The sequence below is a fragment of the Mangrovimonas sp. TPBH4 genome, from assembly GCF_001280505.1.
In the GTDB taxonomy this organism is placed as follows: Bacteria; Bacteroidota; Bacteroidia; order Flavobacteriales; family Flavobacteriaceae; genus Mangrovimonas_A.
Genome location: NZ_LBIO01000057.1, coordinates 242,182 through 263,696 on the forward strand (window position 1 = coordinate 242,182; position 21,515 = coordinate 263,696).

Here is a 21,515-nt window from a genome sequence, read left to right on the forward strand (position 1 = left end):
TCAGTTTTTTTGACAAGGCTTATGGTGCTTGCCATGAAAAGCACCCCAATATTAAATTTTACAAATGAAGATTATCAAATTTGCATTTGCAGTATTGCTATGCACCTCAATTATATCATGTTCATCTGATGATGACAATAATACAACAGACTTAACAGGTCAAACAGGAACTCTAGCTTTAAAATTCGATAACGGTGTAGGTGACCAAGATTTTATTTTTGGCGTGACCTATAATAAGTCCAACGGAGAATCCTATCAATTGGAAACCCTTAAATATATCATAAGCAACATTCGCGTAAAGGATGCCGAAGGGAATACATTTACTTACCCTTTGGAAAACAACGCTTTTATTATTGATGAGAGCAACGGTAATAATGCCGGTGAGATTTTTGTAACCTTGGACAATGTTGATGCAGCCGACTATACTGAAATTACCTTTGGAATAGGAATCGATCAGGAGCGTTTTGCGATGGGAGCTGAAGGACAAGGCGATTTTCTAGTAGAGGCCGAAGCGGCAGGAATGATGTGGTCTTGGGCAACTGGGTATAAGTTTACGCGTTTTGACGGTACGTATTCAACAGGAGAGCTTGTTGACCAACCTTTGAACATTCATATGGGAAGTGTTGGCACCTCTTTGGATAACTATAGAGAAGTAACCTTGTCATTTCCAAACACCGTAAGGGTAAGAGAAGAGGCTTCCCCTGAAGTGCATATCAAGGCTGATTTTGCCAAGGTTTTTGATGGAGAAACCTCTGTGAATTTTGCCGATGGTTACGGTCAGGTGCATACCAGTTCTGAAACAACGCCTATAATTGCGAACAACCTTCCTGGTATGTTCCAGGTGCATCACGTTCATAATAACTAATTAATAAGCTAGTGTTTGTCTGGAGCATTCAAAAGGATGTTCCAGCCTGTGCACTATCATTTAATATGACGTTGTGATGAAAAAGATCATTGTAATGATGCTTCTTCAGGTGTTTGTGTTGTCTTGTTCCAAAGATCCGGAAGTTGGTTATGTACCAGTACCCTTAACTTTGGAAGCGCCATCCAATTTCCCTGAATTGGCCTATAATTTAGATAATAATCCACTTACCGAAGCAGGTTTTGAGCTTGGGAAATCCTTGTTTTACGAAGGGAAACTTTCGGTGAATGATGCCATTCCATGTGCTTTTTGCCATGAACAGGCCTTTGCCTTTACCCACCATGGGCATAATTTGAGTCATGGTGTTGATGGTGCCATTGGCCTGCGTAATTCTCTACCAATTCAAAATTTGGCCTTTTTGAATGAATTTATGTGGGATGGTGCCGCAACACATTTAGATATGCAGCCCATTATTCCTATTACAAGTCATTTGGAAATGGGGGAAACCATAGGCAATGTGGTTGAAAAGCTAAAGGCTGACCCTAATTACCAACAGCAGTTTGAAAGGGCCTTTGAAGATGGCACCGTGAACGCAGCCAATATGCTCAAGGCATTGTCACAGTTTATGGTGATGATGGTGTCTTCCAATTCAAAATATGACAAATATGTTCGTAATGAAGATGGCGTTACCTTATCTGCTAAGGAATTGGATGGCTTACAAACTTTTGAAAACAAATGTGCTTCTTGTCATGCCACCGATTTGTTTACCGATCAAAGCTATCGTGATAATGGCTTGCCCATCAATCCTCAATTGGATGATAAGGGACGTTTTAACATTTTTGAAGACCCCAATGACCTTTATAAGTTTAGGGTGCCGAGTTTGCGGAATGTAGAGAAATCCTATCCTTATATGCATGATGGGAGGTTTCAAACTTTAGAGGCAGTGTTGGATTTTTATGACCATGGGATGGTAGACAATGGCAATGTAGATCCAATATTATTAAGAGAGGATCAAACCTATGGCATTTCTTTAAATGCCTATGAAAAGGAAAGTATCATTGCCTTTTTGAAAACTTTAACCGATAATGAATTTTTGACTGATGACCGTTTTTCAGAATATTAAAAAACAGACGTTTTATACCGCTTTATTACTGTGTTTTGGGGTTATAACTGCTACACAGGCCTGTGATTTGTGCGGTTGTACCACTAGTAGTGGAAGCTCCAGTTTTGGAGATCTAAGTACTTCAAATTTTATTGGAGTGCGCTATATCCATCAAGATTTTGAATCTAGGGATGGCATTTTTACAAATTCACCCAAAAGTGAAGAAACGTTTCATACATACCAATTGTGGGGAAGGATTCCTTTATCGGATAAAGTTTATGTGAGTGCGATTGTACCATATCAGGATTTGTACAGACATTTTGATGACCGTACGGAGCATATCCATGGTTTGGGAGATATCAATATAATGGGATGGTACCAGCTTAATTTTTATAAAAAGCAGAAAAAGGATAGCTTGGTATTTGCCAATAGAGAACTGTCTGGGCATGGCTTGAATTTTGGTTTGGGAATGAAATTGCCAACAGGAGAATTTGAAGAGCAACTCACCGATAGGGTCAACCCAGGGTTTCAGGTTGGCACTGGAAGTTGGGATATGGTTGCTACCGTCTTGTATAGTTATAAAAAGAAGAACTTGGGAGTAGGGGCTAGTTTAGCGTATTACCTTAAGACTGAAAACAAGAATGACTATAAGTTCGGAAACCAGTTTAGCAGTGCTGCAAATGTGTTTTATGATGTGAATTTGAAAACCACCACATTGAGGCCCTTTCTAGGAGTGTCTGGAGATATTTACGAAAGTATAGAACAGTACAGCGAAACATTGGCCGATACCAATGGCCATATCATTAATGGTTCTTTGGGAGCTGAAGTTTCAAAGAACAAATTTATACTGGGATTAAAATATACTTTGCCCATTGCCCAAGATTTGTTTGGTGGCGATGTGAATTCCCAACAACAGTATTCATTATATCTCAACTACAGTCTGTAGTTGAGATATAATGATTTATAAAGGTTTGTCTGTTTATTTTGAAGCCGGCAGCGGACTGATAATTTTTACATTCTGAAAGGCAATGGCGCCTCTAATGATACCTGAAATTACCGTTTGAAGGGCCTCGATAATTTGCATCTTTAGCTCACTTTTGTGGTAAATGATACTGACTTCGCGAGCAGGAGACGGCTCTTCAAAATGACGTAGATTTGATTGGAGTTTATCATTTAATTCCAAAGTATGGAGATATGGTAATAAAGTCATTCCAAGGCCTTCATTTGAGAGTTTTACCAAGGTTTCAATACTACCGCTTTCCAATTGGAAATTGTCGTCTACGTGGCTTTTAAATACTTTACAGAGGTTGATGACGCCATCCCTAAAGCAATGCCCATCTTCCAAAAGGAGCATGTCATCTATTTCAAGGTCATCTGTGCCAATTTTCGATTTTGCATGAAGTCGATGGCTTTCCGGAATGTAGGCAACGAAAGGCTCGTAATACAATACACGTTCTTTTATTGACTCATTTTGTAATGGAGTTGCGGCAATGGCTGCATCTAGGTGTCCTTCACTAATACGGGTTATGATTTCTTCGGTGGTAAGTTCCTCAATAATCAATTTTACTTTTGGATGCCTTTTGATAAAGGTTTTTAGGAACATAGGTAATAGAGTCGGCATAACGGTTGGGATGATTCCTAACCTAAATTCACCTCCAACATAGCCTTTTTGTTGGTCTACAATATCTTGGATTCTGTCTGATTCATTGACAATATTTCGGGCCTGCTGCACAATTTTTCGACCTACATCGGTCAATTCAATTGGTTTTTTACTTCTGTCGAAAATAAGAACATCCAATTCGTCCTCCAATTTCTGTATTTGGGTACTTAAAGTAGGTTGTGTTACGAAGCATTTTTCTGCGGCTTTGGTAAAGTTTTTATATTCCGCAATGGCTAATACATAGTGAAGTTGGGTTATGGTCATGTGTTATTAATTTAAGCTATAAAAATATAAAAACTATTAATAAAACTTATGGAGCAATGTGTTAATTATGCCGTAAATTTGTATTAAACCTAAAAATCAAAACGTTATGACATTTAACAGTATTGGATTAGATACTAAACAAACAAAAGCCATTGCAGAAGATTTAAATGTGCTGTTGGCGAACTTTCAGATATATTACCAAAACTTAAGAGGAATTCACTGGAACATTAAAGGAAAGCGTTTCTTCGATTTACACGTGAAATTTGAAGAATTGTATACCGATGCCAATGTTAAGGTGGATGAAATTGCGGAGCGTATCTTAACTTTAGGAGCCACTCCGTTGCACACCTTTGAAGATTACACCAAAAGTGCCAAAGTGCCCGTAGGAAAAAATATTTCGCAAGATGAAAAGGCGGTCCGCCTGATTGTAGATTCCTTAAAGGAATTGTTGCAAATAGAAAGAGAAATTTTGGACGCTTCTGGAGAAGCAAATGACGAAGGAACCAACTCCATGATGAGTGATTTTATTACAGAACAGGAAAAAACCGTTTGGATGATGAAGGCTTGGTTAGATGAAAGCATCTAACAAGTGTTAATTGATAGTGATTGGTGAAACCACTGCGAGAGCAGTGGTTTTTTATGGAATTAAAAAGCGCCACAATTAGTAGATTGTGGCGCTTTGTTTTTTCGATACTAAAATGTATTAGCTATTGTTACGCTTTAAAAGGATTTTGGCTTCTTCGAAGTCGTTGGCAGCTTCTAAAAACTCTACCATCATGCTCCAATTGGAATTTGGTTCGTAGTAATTTTTATAAATTTTTTCTGTTTTAATGATAAGGCTATTCCCTTCCAAAATTGCAGAACTAATAAAAGCACCGGTTTGGTTTTCAACATTAAAGTTTAGTTTTTCAATACCTGAAACACTATAACCTTCTGGAATGGTTATGCTCATTTCATTTACAAAGGAACGTGGATTGCCTAAATAGACATTATGAGTCCTTTCTCTGCTTTTATCATTAATTTCATATTGGCCACCTATAAGTTTTCCAACATTAAAAATATAATTTGGACCAGCTTTTTTAATTAATTCTCCAGAAGTAGTGAAATGTTCCTTGAATTCAAGAGGATCTGAAGTACTTTTTCTTCCCGTAGCCACCAATTCAAACGAATAGTCGTCTAATTCTAAACTATATTCGTTGGAAGTGGACTTTTTGCATTTTTCCTGTTGCTTATCCTTTAACTTTTTTAACAGTGCATCATATTCAGATTGGTAACGTTCTTTATTTTTCTTCTTTCTTACTCTGTCCAAAACTGATAGCGTCCCATATTTTTCATAGTCCTCAAAAACAAAATCATAATATTGCAACCTATCTTTTTGATCCGAAGATTTATTATGTCCAATATGAGATGAAATTCTGTCGATTGTTAAGCCCTCAAAATCGTCGTTGATTGAAATGGTTAAAGTTTCTTCAGATCTGTTGTCTTGATAGGTTGTACTTGGTAAAGTTGTATGGTCAATTCCTTCAATGTCTACTCTTTTTGCTACTTTTAGGGCGTAAGCCTCTGAATTCTCCAATAATGGAGAAATGTTGTTAACAGTGGCGTAGGCGTCAAAATCATCAATGTAAATAGGCGTTTCTGTATTTACTTTTAGGATAAAATCAGAGTTGGCCTCTAATAACAGCTCATCAATACTTCCGTTGTATCGCTTAGTACCTACCAGAATTTCATAGTCTATTTTCTCTTCTTTTAGTACTGCTGCAAAATAACGGACAAACTGCTCTTCTGTATCAAAGAAAATAGCGTTCAAATAATAGGCAAAAGGATTCATGATTTTTGATTCGTTGATAACGAAAGCCTCAATGTAGTTGGTGTAGAATTGGTGTCTCATGAAATAGAAAACCGATTCTACCATCTCTGTTTTGGAGCTAAAATTGTTGTCTTTAATAAAACGCTTTACTTGCCCAAGATCACCATAAGGAGATAGTTTGTCCTGATAAAATTCAAAGACTTCTTCCTTGGTTACTTTCGTTTTGATGGTTTCTTCTTCAACAGGGATAAAGGCATAGGCCTTTTTTTGGTTTCCTCTGGTACGGGCAAATGTAACTTGAAATTTATAGCAAGGAAGTTCTAGATAAGGATAAAACCATCTTGGATAAGTGTTTTCCTCTATGTCATTCATATTGAAACCATAAATACGCTCTTTTCCTTTTTTATCAGTAGGAGGAAATTTTTCAAGTCCTGGAGCTTCATTGTAAGTATTAAAACTTACAAAGAAATCTTTTTCGGTATGTAATCTAAATTCGTAGTTTAAAATAGGGTAATTGGCCTCAATGATGTTTTCTACAGGTTTGAAGCGATAGAGGTCATTTTCTGCGGGAATCATATCTGTATAAAAGTAATAATCTATAACATCCCCTTTTTCAAGATTTGGAATGGCTAATTTTTTCTCTTCCTCTTCTTTGATGGTTTCCTCTTTGGTGTCGATAATAAATTCATCTCCATTTGGTTTGATTACTTTAAGGCCTAAGAAAAATGTGTTTAGAATCTTACCATATTGGTTGTCGTTTTTGTATTTAAATTCGGAATATTCAGTTACCGCAGCTTGGTCCAATAATTTAATACGGTTTCTTACCACTTTGGTGTACTCAATACTATTTTGTGGACGGATGTAGTAGTAATTTACAGAACGCAAAAGGTAAACGGCAGATTCATTTTGCCATTTTTCAGGTACCTTATTGTCATATTGCGTGGTTTCGTCCCATAGTTTTTGTTCGACTTTTTCAATTTTTTTTAATTGATCTTTCGATTGTGCATTTGCAACTATGACTGTAATCAGACAAAAGATGCTAAGTAATAATTTTTTAGTCATTAGGTTAGTTGTTATTAGGTTTGGTTAAAGTTAATTGTTCGTTATAGATACCATTAAGTTGCTTTATAGTATCATTCCAAAGTTGAAAGTTGGCCTGTTTAATTTGTGCATTTTTAATCACAAATAGTTTATTGTATTGCAATTTGTTTCCGTTTAGTTGCAAATTCACCTTTATGGTAAAATCTTCATTGTCTACTTCAATATTTTCAGGTAAATGCTCTATGGTGTACCCTGTAGGAATTTCCAGGTTCATTTGAAAATCATAATGAGATTTATAATTAAACACCAAGTCAATCTTGCGGTCTTCTAGTTCGTAATTTGCAAATTCTTTATTAGGATCGAGGTCAAGATATATAATGCCATCAAAGCTTGAGATTGCATTTTTAAGGGTTAGGTTATAGTCTATTTTTACATCGGCCTCTCTATTTTCTAAATCGGAAGTATTGATATTTTCGACTTTGATGTTTTTATCGCCATCATCCAAATAATAGGTTAGCGCTTCGTCCTTTTTATCATTCATTAAATTGTTGAAATGATAAAGGAATGAAGATCTACTTTCTCCTTTAAAATTCCTCTGAACAGTTCCCGTAATCACTTCATCAAGTATTTTAGCATTATAAACAAAGGAAGAAGCATTGTTGGAGGCAGACGATACAGGAACGGGTTCCAATATATAATTGTCGCCATCCTCAATCAAAGCTTGTTTGCCTTGAATGCGCTCTGCATATTCGCCAAAAGGATTGTATTTTTCGGTTCCATCTAAAAAGATTTTCTTTCCATCTTTAAAGAGGGTGCAAATCATGTGATTGTCTACAGATAGGGAGGGAGTAGAATAGTCATAGGCAATGTGCTTGGTGCCTATCCAAGTAAGGCGCACATCAAAACCAGCTTCGACAAGCATTTGTTTGATTAGGTTGGCCATTCCTTTACAATCTCCATAACGTTTGTTGAAAACATTTTGGGAGTCGTCTGGTTTAAATCCTGCGATACCATCTTCAAATGCTATGTATCTTATGTTATCCTGAACCCAGTAATAGATATTTTTGATTTTTTCTTCATCAGTACTGGCATTGGCGGTTAGCTCTTCTACTTTACTTTTAAATTCAGCAGGATTGTCCTCCATTTGATCGATTAAGGAAGCATACCAAGCATATAGATCGGCTGTTTCTGCAAAAAGTTTATGGTTTTCATTCTTATAAGTAAAGGATTTTGGGAGGACTAAAATATGAGGATAAATATAACTTGGTCCAGGCATCATTTTTTCATCATAGTGGCCTTCAAGATTTTTTACGGTATAAGTGATGATTTTGTCCTCCGTCTTTTCATCTCTAGTTTCTTTTTTGCTAATGTCGAAACCTTCAAAATTCATTTCCTTGAACTCAATTTCCAACCATTGGGGAACTCTAATCTTTACTTCCTTTTCTAGGATTGGATATTCATCGGTAAATTGAATAGAGGTAAAGTATTTTATGTCTTTGTAGTGTTTCTTTTCTTGAAAAAAGTACTGATAACCTTGAACGGGAAAATCTACATTAGTATAAATAACCTTAGAGTCATTGTGGAATAGATCGTTGCTAGTATACGATTCTCGGTAGTTTTGTAGTGGGGCGTAATCTCGGTTTCTATAACTAAGGTAAAACTCCAGAATCTCTACTTGATCATTGTAAAAATCGTACTTCTGGATGTCTGCACGGTCACCAATATTCATCATTTGCTGTTCTTCTGAATATTCGACGGTTATCAAACTGTTACGCTTATCGACATTAAAGGTGATATAATCTTTAGTATTTAAAAGAATTACATCTTCTTCGCTGAACTGTTCTCTTAATTCTTTTGCTTGCGTGATGTGCTCAGGAGTTGGGTCGAATTTTTTCTGACTGAACCCCAATAGGGTAACAAGACTTAAAAGTGGTAGTAGCTTATTTTTCATAAATAGTTGGTCAATTATTGGTTATAGTAATTTATAGGAGCCCTCGAGCTTTTATTTCGAGGTATTTGTTAATGGTATTTATAGTTAGGTTTTCTGGAGCAGTCAATATGGTTTGGATGCCATGTTTGTTCAGTTCTTTAACCATTAAACGTTTTTCATAGGAAAATTTCTCCGCAATGGTTTTATGGTAGATGCTTTGTAAATCTTCGGCATCTGTGTTAATAAGTGATTCTAATTCGGTGTTTTCAAAGAAAATGACCACCAACATATGTGTTTTGGAAATAGCCTGAAGAAAAGGCAATTGCCGTTTCAAGGCACTGATATGTTCAAAATTGGTATATAGCAGTAGTAAACTTCTATGGGTGATTTTTCGTTTTATTTGGGCATAAAGCAGGCTATAATCACTATCGGTAAATTGAGTATTGACATTGTATAGCGTCTCCAAAATCCTGTTGAGATAGGTCAACTTTTGGTTGGCCGGCAAGAGGGTTTCGATGTTTTTTGAAAAGGTCATAAGTCCTACCTTGTCATGTTTTTTTAAAGCAACATTGCTAAAAGCTAAAGTAGAATTGATAGAGTAATCCAATAGTTTCAGTTCATTGAAAGGCATTTTCATAACACGACCCGTATCGATAATAGAGTAGATGGGCTGCGATTTTTCGTCTTGGTATTGATTAGCCATCAATTGGGCCCTTTTGGCGGTAGCTTTCCAGTTGATGGTTCTAAAATCATCACCGGGAACATATTCCTTTATTTGTTCAAATTCCAAAGTATGCCCAATACGTCTTATTTTTTTCAGACCAAATTCAGTCAATTTATTGCCAATAGCTAAAAAGTCGTATTTCTGCATTTGAATGAACGACGGATAGACTGATACCATTTGCTCGTTCTGAAATTGATATTTCCGTTTAACAATTTTAAGGGCCGTAGACGCAAAAACATTCAATTGACCAAACACATATTCACCGCGTTCCACCGGACGAACTGAATAATTGAAATTATGGGTAGCGTTTGGAGCTAAAATAGATGTATATGAAAAATCCCGTTTTTGAAATTGCACAGGAAGTTCATCTATCACTTGGATAAATGTTTTAAAGGGATATTTGTTGGAAATGGTAATAGGAACCTCATTTTCATCGCTATTTGAAAATTTTTCGGGTAGCAGACGCCTTCCTTCGATAGCATTTTTAAAGCGATATAGCAATATTAAATCCATGACAAACAGAATACCAAGTGTCAAAACCATGGCCCAAGCTAGAGCATATAAAGCAGTAAGCCAATAGGATGCCAAGAAGCATAGGCTGACAAGTGCCATGTAGACAAAAAAGCGACTGTGAATGTATAGGGATTTAATAAACTTCATGGCTTATCTAGGCACTTCAACAGATTGTACAACCATATCGATGACCTGTTCTGTAGTCATGCCTTCCATTTCACGTTCTGGAGTTAAAATGATTCTGTGGTTTAATACGGGAGCAATGGCCTTTTTAACGTCTTCAGGAATAACAAAATCTCTACCACTAATCGCTGCAAAGGCTTTGGCAGTATTCAAAATTGCAATGGACGCTCTTGGAGAACCTCCCAAATATAAATGAGGATGATTTCTGGTTTTAGACACCAATTCAGCAATATATTTTATGATCTTTTCCTCTACCAAAATGGCTTGTGTTTTTTCTTTAAAGGCGGCCAATTGTTCAGCATCCAAGATTGGAGAAATCAACGTTTGTGGTTGTTTGCCTTGACGTTGGTGATGCGTTTCCAAAATTTTAATTTCTTCCTCCAAAGATGGGTAATCCACTTTTATTTTGAACAGAAAACGGTCCAATTGTGCCTCGGGAAGGGCATAGGTACCTTCCTGCTCAATTGGGTTCTGCGTGGCCAAAACCATAAAAGGGGCTTCAAATTTATAAGTGGTACCGTCTATGGATGCCTGTCTTTCCTCCATGGTTTCAAATAGGGCTGCCTGTGTTTTGGCTGGGGCTCTGTTGATTTCGTCTATCAAGACAATGTTTGAAAAAATAGGCCCTTTTTTAAATTCAAAATCGGAGTTTTTCATGTTGAGTACAGAAGTTCCCAATACGTCACTCGGCATTAAATCTGGGGTGAACTGAATTCTGTTGAAATCTGTTTTCAACACCTTGGCAAATAGTTTTGCCGTAACCGTTTTTGCAATTCCCGGAACTCCTTCAATAAGGGCATGACCATCAGCCAAAAGGGCTACGATAAGTAATTCTACAAATTGGTCCTGACCAACAATGACTTTTCGTAGTTCCGCTTTAATTTGTTCTACTGCATTTTTAAGGTCCTCTAGGGGAATGCGGTTATTGAATTCCAAATTGTCCTGTTGTGGTGTTATCTGTTCATCCATATTACAATATTTTAAGCATGCACCTTAGGCATGTTTGGATTTAAAAGTTTCAATTGAGTTGTTTAGTGTTTCCAATTCCGTGGCGGTTATGTTAGGAGTGTTGGATATGCTTTCGATGGTGTTGAATAAGGTTTTGGTGGCTTCGATACTGTTGTTACTTCTTGCCGCCAGGTTATTGATGAATTCAGTATTGACGGTTTCGGTAGACAAGTAAAGTTGGGTGCGAATGTAATCCATAAAATGCTGAATTTTATGCAACGCAATATCATGATGGTTGCCCTTTTCAAAATACATATTGGCAATTGTCCTTGTAAAATCAAGGGTTTGGTTGCGTAATGGTGTTACTATAGGAATAGCTCTTTGCTTGCGTTTGCTTTCAAAAACAATATAGAATAGAACACCGATAAGCATGATGTAATAGGCCCATTTTAAATGCTTGTTGTTAAGCATGAGATACAAAGGGGAGCTGTAAAATATTTTACCAGATTTATAATATTCATCCAAGTAAATGGGCTGTTCCTCATTTAGATACGACATCAAACCGGCGGTATATTGTTGGTTGGGAGGGGTAAGCATAAAATAATTGGTAAAGGCCTGTGGAAATAAGCTTACAATAACGGTCCCTTCTCCAAAAGGGGTTTTGATGATATTTGGGTGGGCAACGCTTAGCGAATCTGAACTATTCATTTTCCCGATAACGCCTACAATCTTCGAGTTTAAAGTATCAATACTGCTGAAGTAAGCTAAAAGTCCTTTGGCGTCTTCATTATTGAAGCTTACTTTGCTCGTGTCAAGTACTTTATTTTTTAGCTGTAATTCATAGTCAAATCCAAAACCATCAAATTGGCTTAAATGGGAAGTTTCTAATTTTAGGGTGTCTAATAATTGTTGTTCCAAAACAGAAGCTGCCACAAAAAGCGTGTTGCCCTTGGAAGTCCAATCCAATAGTCTATCCAACTCACTTTGGCCAAAATTAATCTCATTGTTTATAAAAACGTAGGAGCCAATGGAGTCAGGAGTGTTTTCTAAATATTCAAACGGAGGTCTGTCGACATTGATAAGTTGGGATTCTGAAAATAACCTCTCCAATTGTTCATAAAACACGTAGGTGCCCAACGGAATTTTATGGTGTTTGGCATAGGATGGGAACCAATTGAGCTCTTTGGGTTTTGTAGCTTCCAGTGCCACAATACTCAACAAAGTAAAAACCGCTAAGACGATATATATTTTTCCTTTCTTATTCAATTGGTTTTAAGGCTTAGGTTAAGTTTTTCAAAAACGGTACTTAGGGTTCCAAATTTTATGTCATCTATAGGGAATTCTCCATACCAGACATAGTCATAGATTCGGGTAATGGTTGTGAATTCATTTTTTAACTGATCTTGCGAGATTTCCTTGATATAATCTTCATTGGTTTTTTGTTGTTTCCAATCAATGATTTGTTGTTCCGAAAGGTTTTTTAGGGATTGCAAATAGTGGTATCTGATGGCCAATCTATAATTGTTCTGGGAAATGGCTTTTTGTATCAAGACTTGAATGTCTTCATTTTTAATGATATGTTCATCCTCCGAAAACTTGACGGTAGGCGGGTTGGACTGCCCCGAAATAATGTTATTTGATTTGACTTTTAAAAAGAATTTCGAGAATAAAAAAACAATCGTAGCAAAAACTAGATAAGGAAATGCTTGCAGTATGAAGTTTAGAATCCCTGTGGCTTGACCAACACCAAAAATAGCTTCTAAAATAGATCTAAGCATGTCGATAAAGAATGATTGGATGCTTTGTAAAAAGTCACCAACTGCATTCTCTTCTTCGGGAGTTTCAACATAACTGAAATCGCTATCTTCACTATATTTTACTAGGTCTTCGGCACTGATATGCTTCACAGTTAAAGGACTGTCGTCAGTGCGAACAGTCAATGAGTCCTGCTGGGCATTGACCAAAGGAGCTATCAAAAATAGGAATGTTGCTATGAAATATTGAAGCCGCATTTATTCCTCTGTGTTTCCAATAGCTTTAATTCTTGCTATGGTTCCTGTAAGATTTTTGCGTTCGTTTAAATTGAAATACAGAAAGGCTGTTCCAATAGTAATCAATATGTTAAGACAATATTGAAAGAGGGAACTTAAAACACTTAAAAAAATATATATAGGGTCTACAAACGAGGTCATATCGGCAGGGTCTATGGCTCCACTAAAAACCCCCATTTTAATCCACATATAAATTGCCATTGGTATTGCGAAAACAAACGATGCTAGTATTACTATAATCATAAGTACAATCAAGGTTGCCAAAGTAATCCAAAATTCATCTTTTATTAAGGTAAACCCATAACTGTATGAGTCACCAGTATTCATTTGTCGAAAAACTAATATCGGAAGTACCATTGCCATGGGAACAATAAAGTAAAATATAGGTACGCAGCAAAGCATTGTAGCGATAATTAAAGTGAGCCCCTTTAAAAGTATTAGTCCTAAAAATTTCCAAAAGCTTTGTTTGACATTTTGTTTGATCTCTAAAATGTCAGTTTTTCCATTATTGTTTATATAGGATTTAATATAGTGTAGAACGGTTGATGTGGTTACAGTATACGCCAAAATAGCACCAATCATATACAAGAAATTGGCTAACCGTGATAACATAAAACTTTGGGAATTAAACCCTTTTCCTAAGTCAAAAGAAAAAAATATTTCACCTACGGTATAGACATAAAAAATAAGTGTCACCAAAAAAAATGCAATGTAAGGACCGGCAATTTTTAAAATAGACTTAAATAGAGGTTTGAATTCCATTCTAAAGTAGGCAAAAGTATCAGTTAAGATGGCTCCAAATTCACGCTGTTGTTTAAATTCTATAAAGGATTTCATTAGTTTGGGGTAAGGGTTTTGGTTAGTTTTTTATGTAATTGATTAGGATATATTATGTAATAAAATACGATACAAGATAGAGAGCTGCCAATGATGAATATGGCAAGCCAATCGGGCATTTCGGTGTGACGGGTTACAAAACCTTCCAAAAAGCCTGCCACCACAAAAAATGGAATGGTGCTGAGCAATATTTTTAGTCCGTTGACAATACCTCGTTTAAAAGATTCCAATCGGGTGTATGTGCCAGGGAATAGGATACCATTTCCAACTACTAAACCGGAGCAGCCGGCAATGATGATGACAGAAATTTCAAAGGTTCCATGAATCCAAATGGTTCTAGCCGATTCCCAAAACAATCCCTTGTCGTAAAAGAAATATTGAAAGCTTCCCAACATAATGCCGTTTTGCATCATGACGAATAGGGAGCCCACACCAAATAGAATTCCGTAGACGAAGGCCATCAATGCTACCTTGATATTGTTTATAGTAATTCCTAAAAACATATTCACTTCTCCCATCTTTTTGTAAACGGCCATAGGGTCGTTGTTTTCTATGTTTTCAAGCGTCATGTTTACATAGCCGTCGCCTAGAATCGCTCTTACAAAGTCTCCTTCATGGGCCGCCGAATAGGCTCCAACGATACAAAAAAGTGCAAATACCAAAAATGCAATAAGTAATTCTCGTTGATGATGATAGAACTGTGTTGGAAATTCGGTTTTGAAAAAAGAAATAAGTCTGTTTTTGGATTCCTTTTTAGTAGTGTAAATCTTTAAATGGGCCTTGGATGCCAGTTGGTTTAAATAGCGTTCGGTATTGCTGTTGGGATAAAAAGTTTTTACGTAGCTTAAATGGTCGGTAATTTCAATATAGAGATCGGAAAGCTCGTTTGGGTTTACCGTTGTTTTATTTGAAAGAATGTTTTCAAATTGTAACCATTTATTTTTATTTTGCTTGGCGAAAGCAGCTTCACGCATAAGTAGCTATTTGCTTTCAAAGAAAAGAAAATATGGAAAAATTTCAAATAGAAACTGCGCAAAATGTAGGCATCCATCAAAATGTTGCCGGTATTGGAGATAGGATATTGGCATATTTGTTGGACTCTTTGGTTGTAGGGTGTTATATAATATTGTCGTTCATGCTTTTGGGGGCTTTGGATTTGGGCATGGGAGATCAATGGGCCTTGTATTTGTTGATTACGCTACCTGCTTTTTTGTATTATTTATTGTTGGAAGCTTTTTGGAATGGGCAAACCATTGGAAAGTCTGCATTAAAAATTAGAGTGGTAAAATTGGATGGGTCTAAGCCAACTTTTGCCAATTATTTTGTGAGGTGGATTTTAAGGATTATTGATGTAAGTCTTTCAAGTGGAGGAGTAGCCATATTGACTATTTTATTCAAAGGAAATGGGCAGCGTTTAGGTGATATGGCGGCGGGAACTACAGTAATTAGTGAAAAGGATCTGGTTTCTGTAAATGATATGGTTCTAAAGGATTTACCTACTGATTATGTGCCTACATATGCCCAGGTAACCTTGTTTAAGGATAGCGATATGCAAACCATAAAAGGCTTATATCAAGACGCCAAGAGAAATGGACAGCACAATGTTATTGTGATGTTGCATGACCAAATTGTTAAAGTGATTGGCATTGAACCCAAGGAAAAGCCAATAGATTTTGTAGATACTGTGATTAAGGACTACAATTACTACACACAACAGATGTAATGTTTTTTCAAATCATTGATATACTGGGAACTATTGCTTTTGCCATTTCGGGAGTTTTGGTGGCACTGAGCAAAAAGATGGATCCTTTTGGAGTTTTCATCATTGCCTTTGTAACGGCGGTAGGTGGAGGGACCCTTCGGGATGTGTTGATTGGACAAACACCGGTTGCTTGGATGACCAATATGACCTATGTGTATGTTATTTTTGGAGCCACCTTATTTGCGGTTTTGTTTAAAAGTAAACTCAACTACCTAAGAACTTCTTTATTGTTGTTCGATACCATTGGGATTGGTCTTTACACGGTTGTTGGCATTGAGAAGGGATTGGTAGCTTCTCTACATCCTTTAATATGTATTGCTTTAGGAACAATGACTGCCTGTTTTGGAGGGGTGATTCGAGATATTCTGTGTAATGAGATTCCTGTCATCTTTAGAAAAGAAATCTATGCAACGGCCTGTATTTTGGGAGGAAGCACCTATTTTGTGTTAAGAGAACTGCCTATTGCTGAGAATTTCATTTTTGTTATTGCAGCAGTAGTGGTCATTGTCATCAGGCTTTTGGCTGTTAGGTTTAAGATTAGTTTGCCGAGTTTATATAGAGAATAAACATCAATTATTAACATAAAAAAACCACGCTTCTAGCGTGGTTTTCTTTTTCTATAATGAAGTTTTTACTTATTGAACTGGAAACCCGCGGTCTCTCATCAATGCTTCAATTTTAGCATCACGACCTCTAAATAAGCGATAAGCTTCAGCTGGGTCCATGGCGTTTCTTGGAGCGAATAAGTATTTTACCAATTTAGCGGCAACTTCTTTATCGTAGAATCCTCCTGGAGCCTCAGCAAAGGCTTCAGAAGCATCACTTGTCAATACATCGGCCCACATATATCCGTAGTAGGCAGTGGCATATCCTTCTCCAGAGAATACGTGACCAAATTGTGGTGTTCTGTGACGCATTGGCAATTCCTTAGGCATGTTCAATTCAGCTAAAGTTTCACGCTCAAATTTGTCGATATCGATGTTAGTTGGATCTGCCAAGTGCAATTTCATGTCGATTAACGCAGATGCCAAATATTCTGTAGTTGCAAATCCTTGGTTGAAGGTAGCAGCTTTTTTGATTTTAGCTACCAATTCAGCAGGAATAGGCTCTCCTGTTTTGTAGTGCACCAAAAACTGGTTGATTACTTTGTCTGTAGATAACCAACGCTCCAATAATTGTGATTGGAATTCAGTATAATCTCTAACACCGCTGTTCAATGTTGGATATTTTACGTTGGCAGAGAAGAAGTGCAACGCGTGACCAAATTCGTGGAAGAAGGTGTTAGCATCATCCCAAGATACCAGAACAGCTTCACCTGGAGCAGGTTTTACGAAGTTAGAGTTGTTGGAAGCCAATACCGTTTTCTCTCCTTCAAAAGACGTATAGCTTCTATAGGTAGTAGCCCAAGCACCTGAACGTTTTCCTTCACGGGCATAAGGATCCAAGTACCAAAGCCCTACTAATTTTCCTGAATCTTTATCGGTTACTTCCCAAACTTTTACATCTTCGTGGAATACAGGAACACTTCCTTCTTTAACAGGTGTAAATTCATAGTTGAACAATTCTCCTGCAACATAGAATAATGCTTGGGTTAATTTATCCAATTGCAAGTATTGTTTTACTTCGTCACTGTCTAAGTCATATTTCTTCTGACGCACTTTTTCTGCGTAGTATCTGTAATCCCAAGGCTCGATTGTAATGTTGTCCCCATTAGCATCGGCAATAGCTTGCATGTCAGCAACTTCTTCGGCAACTCTACCAATAGCCGCTGGCCAAACTGCCATCATTAAATCCATTGCATTTTCAGGATTTTTAGCCATACGGTCTTGTAAACGCCATTGTGCATAGTTGTCGTAACCCATTAGTCCAACACGCTCTTTACGAAGTTTCAAAATTTGGGCAATTAAAGCGTTGTTGTCATATTCATCGCCGTTGTCTCCTCTAGCATAGTAGTTGGTCCAAACCTGCTTGCGCAATTCACGCTCGGTAGAATAGGTAAGGAACGGATCCATTGAAGAACGGGTGTTGGTGATAGCATATTCACCTTCGTGACCTTTATCGGCAGCAATTTTAGCTGCAGATTTGATAAAACCTTCTGAAAGCCCTCCTAATTGCTCTTTGTTAAGGTAGGTTACATAGTTTTCTTCGTCGTGTAATAAGTTATCTGAAAACTTGTTGTAAAGGCTAGATAATTCCTTGTCGATTTCAGCATAACGGGCTTTTTTCTCAGCATCAAGGTTGGCACCCTTCATCTCAAAACTTTTGAAAGTCAAGTCAACGACACGTTGTTGATCTGCTTCCAAAGGTATTGTTTGAGAGGCGCCGTAAACTGTTTTGATGCGTTGGAATAACTTTTCGTTTTGTGAAATCTTAGAGCTGTACTCGGACAGTTTTGGCGCCAATTCAGCTTGAATGGTTCTAAATTCTGGAGTTGATACGTTACTGCTCATAATGCCGTAATAGGCATACACACGATCCAAGGTTTTTCCAGAGCTTTCCATGGCTACAATGGTATTTTCAAAGGTAGCCGGTTCTGGATTGTTGGCAATTTTTTCAATTTCTTGAAGGTGTGATTCCATAGCCGTTTCCATGGCTTGTTTGATATCGGTTACCTTCATTTTATCAAAGGCAGGAACACCTCCGTAAGGCCCTGTCCATTCTTGTAGTAAAATGTTTTCGGTATTGTCTGCCATAGCAATGTCTTCAGTTTGGTTAGGGACATCTTTGCAAGAAGTAAATGCAACTAAAGCACATAATCCAAAAGCTTGGATGTGTTTAGTGATATTTTTTTGTTTCATTTAGAATTAGTTTTTATTAACGGCCTCGAAGGTATTAAATCTCTGTTGAATTTTGCGTGAATTTTTCGTTAAAACCTTAGCGTGTAGTGTGGTTTTAATCGATAATTTCTACTTTTCTTATATAAATGTTGTGAAGAGGCCATTCAGCTTTATCTGTTTTTTGAGCCGAAATTTTATCCACCACGTCCATGCCTTTAATGACTTTTCCAAAAGCGGTGTAAGCACCATCCAAATGATGGGCGCCCCCTTGCTTTTGAACGATGAAAAATTCGTAAGGCGAGGCTAATTTATAGGCGTTTTCAATTTCACTACTTGGCATACTTACCACTCCGCGGTCGTGTTTAAAGCCTTTTTTGGTGTCTGGTGGTAATAGGTATTTGCCAATTTTGCTTCTTTTTTTTGTGATTTCGTAATCATCGGAACTACCGCCTTGTATGATGAAATTGTTGACTACCCTATAAAATTGGGTATTGTCAAAATAGTGTTGCTTGGTGAGGTATATAAAATTGGCACGATGAAATTTTGTTTCGTCAAACAATAAAATATCAATTTCTCCAAAGTCCGTTGTGATACGTACCTTATTTTCTTTGTGTTCTTGTTCGTATTCCAAAAAGAATTCCATGACATTATCATCTGTTAGTCGTGGGAATTTTCGCTTAGGCGTAGTAATAGTGTCCTTTGCAATAGGTTTCTCCAAGCTTACGGCAGGGGAATCTGTCTTGGAAGTTGTGTTTTTTTTCTTGGATTGCGTACCTTCACAATTGATAAGGACAGAAAAAGAAAGCAATATCAGTAAAGTTGTTTTTAGAGTCTTAAAAATTTTGGACATCTGTGTATATTTATGGATTTGTTAATTTCCTAAGTGATAGGGCAAATAATTTGGGGTATGGAATTTGATGCATTCATTAAATTGGTTTCAAAAATAAAAAATCTGCCACTTCCGGGAGAAGCCTCGCAGATTAAAATGTCGCCTCCGTTCCGTTTAGAATTGATGAAGCAACAGGAGCAGGCTATGAAGCATTCCAAAAATGCCGGTGTTATGGCCTTGTTTTACCCAGATGAAAAATTATACACCAAGCTGGTACTCATTTTAAGAAAAACATATAGAGGTGTCCATTCGGCCCAAGTGGGATTTCCAGGTGGTCGCTATGAAAATGAGGACCGCGATCTGGAGGTCACAGCTTTACGGGAAACCTATGAAGAAATAGGGGTGCCCAAGACAGATATCAGTGTGATAAAGCCCTTAACCCGCTTATATATTCCGCCCAGTAACTTTACCGTACACCCATTTTTGGGAGTTACCAACAAAACTCCTAGGTTTATCAAACAGGAAGATGAAGTAGAAGATGTCATTGAAGTTCCTTTTGGACATTTTATCGATGATGGTTGTCTAACTAGCGCTGTAGTGAACACTTCTTACAAAATGAACATAGAAGTTCCGGCCTATAAATTGAACAATCATATTGTTTGGGGAGCTACTGCTATGATGCTTAGTGAGTTAAAAGACTTGTTAAAACAGGCTACATAAAATTATAGTTTTGTTACTTTTGTAGCTTTGTAAAAAATTGAAGGGTATGGGATTGTTTAAAAAAAATCCTTTTGGACATATATTGTTTATTAAGAAATGGTTAATACGCATCTTGGGGGCTATTACCCATAGGCGTTTTAGAGGCTTTAATGAGCTTCAAATAGAAGGTTCTGAGATTATTAAGAACCTTCCCGACAGAAATGTTCTATTTATTTCTAATCATCAAACCTATTTTGCCGATGTGGTGGCAATGTTCCATGTGTTTAACGCCAGTTTAAGTGGACGTATAGATTCCATTAAAAATGTGGGGTATTTATGGAACCCTAAATTGAATATTTATTACGTAGCCGCCAAAGAGACAATGAAAGCTGGATTGTTGCCTAAAATCTTAGCTTATGTGGGGTCTGTAAGTATTGAGCGCACATGGAGGGCAGAAGGTAAAGATGTGAAGCGCCAAGTAAAAATGAGTGACATTTCCAATATAGGGAAGGCCTTGGATGATGGTTGGGTAATTACCTTTCCTCAAGGAACCACGACACCTTTTAAACCCATTCGAAAAGGAACGGCACATATCATTAAAAAATACAGACCAGTGGTTGTGCCTATTGTGATTGACGGGTTCAGACGTTCGTTTGACAAAAAGGGACTACGGGTAAAAAAGAAAAATGTACTTCAATCTTTTGAAATTAAGGAACCTTTAGAAATTGATTACGACAATGATTCAGTAGCAGAGATTGTTGAAAAAATAGAGTATGCCATAGAACAGCATCCTTCATTTTTAAAGGTAATCTCTCAAAAAGAACTTATGGAGTTGGAAGAGCTCAATAAGCAGAGGGAATATTAAAAGGCTTAGGTTTTTTAGATTTCCAGTTTTTTAAGTTCGTGGTAATTTCTATTGAGCTTGCGCAGTAAAATTCCATAAACCAACCAATAAAAGCCCAAAAGAATTAAGATGACCAATCCAAATACCACTGTAAAAGTAAGGATAACTTTGGTGTAGAACATTAAAAGGTGACCGTTGGCAGAAGCTTCCTGTACCTTGGCGATTAAATCTTGGTTCTGGTCAAATTCTATAAAGAGCAACACAAAGCTGGAAATTAACATGTAAATTAAGTTGAAGGCAACGTATTGTTTAACTGTTCTTCTGGTCTTCAGGATGTTCTCCATAAGTTGTTTTGCACTGTCGGTAACCGAAATTTTCCGGTAGTTTTTGTAGAACAAAAAGAAGAAGTAGGCCAATACTACATATCCAATGACGCTCAGGGGAATCAAAAGATAGCTTCCATCCAATTCATTGAAGGATTTTAGATTTTTGGAGTCTTTCAATAAAAATGAAATCCCCAGCCAGAACACAAATTCCAGCATACTGAGAATAAAGATCCATTTAACGATAGAAGAAGATTTTTTAAGGATCATCTTGTAAATGTCGTTGTAGGATAATTTGGGATAGGTAGTCCCGCTTTTATTCCAGTCTTTCTTTAATAATTCTAATTCATCCATAT

20 protein-coding genes are annotated in these 21,515 nt (G+C 37.0%); 8 read left to right on the top strand and 12 right to left on the bottom strand.

Translation table 11 applies throughout. The features are described 5' to 3' along the window. Positions 1–64 precede the first annotated feature (64 nt). The 3 genes from ZA05_RS14020 (at position 65) to ZA05_RS14030 (ending at position 2,910) form a co-directional block, all read left to right on the top strand. Positions 65–865, top strand: coding sequence for an MbnP family protein (locus ZA05_RS14020; RefSeq protein WP_053992308.1), 801 nt, complete (start codon positions 65–67; stop codon positions 863–865). A 76-nt stretch (positions 866–941) separates the two neighbouring features. Next, positions 942–1,985 carry a cytochrome-c peroxidase gene (locus ZA05_RS14025; RefSeq protein WP_053992309.1) on the top strand — a complete coding sequence of 348 codons (1,044 nt, stop codon included), beginning with the start codon at positions 942–944 and terminating at the stop codon, positions 1,983–1,985. After that, entirely contained in the window at positions 1,963–2,910 is a 948-nt protein-coding gene (locus ZA05_RS14030; RefSeq protein WP_157514714.1) for a hypothetical protein, read from the top strand. Before ZA05_RS14025 ends, ZA05_RS14030 begins: the two co-directional genes overlap by 23 nt. Positions 2,911–2,943: 33 nt before the next feature. On the opposite strand, the gene ZA05_RS14035 is transcribed toward ZA05_RS14030, so the two are convergent. Further along, on the bottom strand, positions 2,944–3,888 hold the full coding sequence (locus ZA05_RS14035; RefSeq protein ID WP_053975439.1) for a hydrogen peroxide-inducible genes activator: 945 nt from the start codon (positions 3,886–3,888) through the stop codon (positions 2,944–2,946). A 106-nt stretch (positions 3,889–3,994) separates the two neighbouring features. Here ZA05_RS14035 and ZA05_RS14040 point away from each other — a divergent pair, with 106 nt between their 5' ends. Further along, entirely contained in the window at positions 3,995–4,474 is a 480-nt protein-coding gene (locus ZA05_RS14040; RefSeq protein WP_053992311.1) for a Dps family protein, read from the top strand. 117 nt (positions 4,475–4,591) lie between these two features. On the opposite strand, the gene ZA05_RS14045 is transcribed toward ZA05_RS14040, so the two are convergent. The 8 genes from ZA05_RS14045 to ZA05_RS14080 are packed head-to-tail and all read right to left on the bottom strand — an operon-like array spanning position 4,592 to position 14,899. Beyond that, positions 4,592–6,760: a DUF3857 domain-containing protein gene (locus ZA05_RS14045; protein WP_053992312.1), complete on the bottom strand. Its 2,169-nt coding sequence runs from the start codon at positions 6,758–6,760 to the stop codon at positions 4,592–4,594. Positions 6,761–6,764: 4 nt separating this feature from the next. Beyond that, complete coding sequence (locus ZA05_RS14050; protein WP_053992313.1) at positions 6,765–8,690, bottom strand: transglutaminase family protein; 1,926 nt, start codon at positions 8,688–8,690, stop codon at positions 6,765–6,767. 31 nt (positions 8,691–8,721) lie between these two features. Then, complete coding sequence (locus tag ZA05_RS14055; protein WP_053992314.1) at positions 8,722–10,053, bottom strand: DUF58 domain-containing protein; 1,332 nt, start codon at positions 10,051–10,053, stop codon at positions 8,722–8,724. 3 nt (positions 10,054–10,056) lie between these two features. Beyond that, on the bottom strand, positions 10,057–11,058 hold the full coding sequence (locus ZA05_RS14060; RefSeq protein WP_053992315.1) for a MoxR family ATPase: 1,002 nt from the start codon (positions 11,056–11,058) through the stop codon (positions 10,057–10,059). 24 nt (positions 11,059–11,082) lie between these two features. Continuing rightward, the gene (locus ZA05_RS14065; RefSeq protein ID WP_053992316.1) at positions 11,083–12,303 is read right to left on the bottom strand and encodes a DUF4350 domain-containing protein; all 1,221 of its coding nucleotides are present in this window, start codon (positions 12,301–12,303) and stop codon (positions 11,083–11,085) included. Continuing rightward, positions 12,300–13,049, bottom strand: a complete 750-nt coding sequence (locus ZA05_RS14070; protein WP_053992317.1) for a DUF4129 domain-containing protein — start codon at positions 13,047–13,049, stop codon at positions 12,300–12,302. The genes ZA05_RS14065 and ZA05_RS14070 overlap by 4 nt, the downstream gene beginning before the upstream one ends. After that, a complete protein-coding gene (locus tag ZA05_RS14075; protein ID WP_053992318.1) occupies positions 13,050–13,925 on the bottom strand; it encodes a hypothetical protein in 876 nt (291 codons plus the stop codon). After that, complete coding sequence (locus ZA05_RS14080) at positions 13,925–14,899, bottom strand: stage II sporulation protein M (protein WP_053992319.1); 975 nt, start codon at positions 14,897–14,899, stop codon at positions 13,925–13,927. The genes ZA05_RS14075 and ZA05_RS14080 overlap by 1 nt, the downstream gene beginning before the upstream one ends. Before the next feature lie 32 nt (positions 14,900–14,931). Here ZA05_RS14080 and ZA05_RS14085 point away from each other — a divergent pair, with 32 nt between their 5' ends. Continuing rightward, positions 14,932–15,648, top strand: coding sequence for an RDD family protein (locus ZA05_RS14085; protein WP_053992320.1), 717 nt, complete (start codon positions 14,932–14,934; stop codon positions 15,646–15,648). Then, the gene (locus ZA05_RS14090; protein WP_053992321.1) at positions 15,648–16,253 is read left to right on the top strand and encodes a trimeric intracellular cation channel family protein; all 606 of its coding nucleotides are present in this window, start codon (positions 15,648–15,650) and stop codon (positions 16,251–16,253) included. Before ZA05_RS14085 ends, ZA05_RS14090 begins: the two co-directional genes overlap by 1 nt. Before the next feature lie 69 nt (positions 16,254–16,322). Here the strand turns inward: ZA05_RS14090 and ZA05_RS14095 are convergent, their stop codons facing one another. After that, positions 16,323–18,485, bottom strand: a complete 2,163-nt coding sequence (locus tag ZA05_RS14095; RefSeq protein ID WP_053992322.1) for a M3 family metallopeptidase — start codon at positions 18,483–18,485, stop codon at positions 16,323–16,325. 94 nt (positions 18,486–18,579) lie between these two features. Continuing rightward, the gene (locus tag ZA05_RS14100) at positions 18,580–19,314 is read right to left on the bottom strand and encodes a peptidylprolyl isomerase (protein ID WP_053992323.1); all 735 of its coding nucleotides are present in this window, start codon (positions 19,312–19,314) and stop codon (positions 18,580–18,582) included. Positions 19,315–19,371: 57 nt separating this feature from the next. Here ZA05_RS14100 and ZA05_RS14105 point away from each other — a divergent pair, with 57 nt between their 5' ends. Continuing rightward, positions 19,372–20,013 carry a CoA pyrophosphatase gene (locus ZA05_RS14105; protein WP_053992324.1) on the top strand — a complete coding sequence of 214 codons (642 nt, stop codon included), beginning with the start codon at positions 19,372–19,374 and terminating at the stop codon, positions 20,011–20,013. A gap of 46 nt (positions 20,014–20,059) precedes the next feature. Further along, positions 20,060–20,857, top strand: coding sequence for a 1-acyl-sn-glycerol-3-phosphate acyltransferase (locus tag ZA05_RS14110; RefSeq protein ID WP_053992325.1), 798 nt, complete (start codon positions 20,060–20,062; stop codon positions 20,855–20,857). Positions 20,858–20,871: 14 nt separating this feature from the next. Here the strand turns inward: ZA05_RS14110 and ZA05_RS14115 are convergent, their stop codons facing one another. Then, a complete protein-coding gene (locus ZA05_RS14115; RefSeq protein ID WP_053992326.1) occupies positions 20,872–21,513 on the bottom strand; it encodes a hypothetical protein in 642 nt (213 codons plus the stop codon). Between the last annotated feature and the right edge of the window lie 2 nt (positions 21,514–21,515).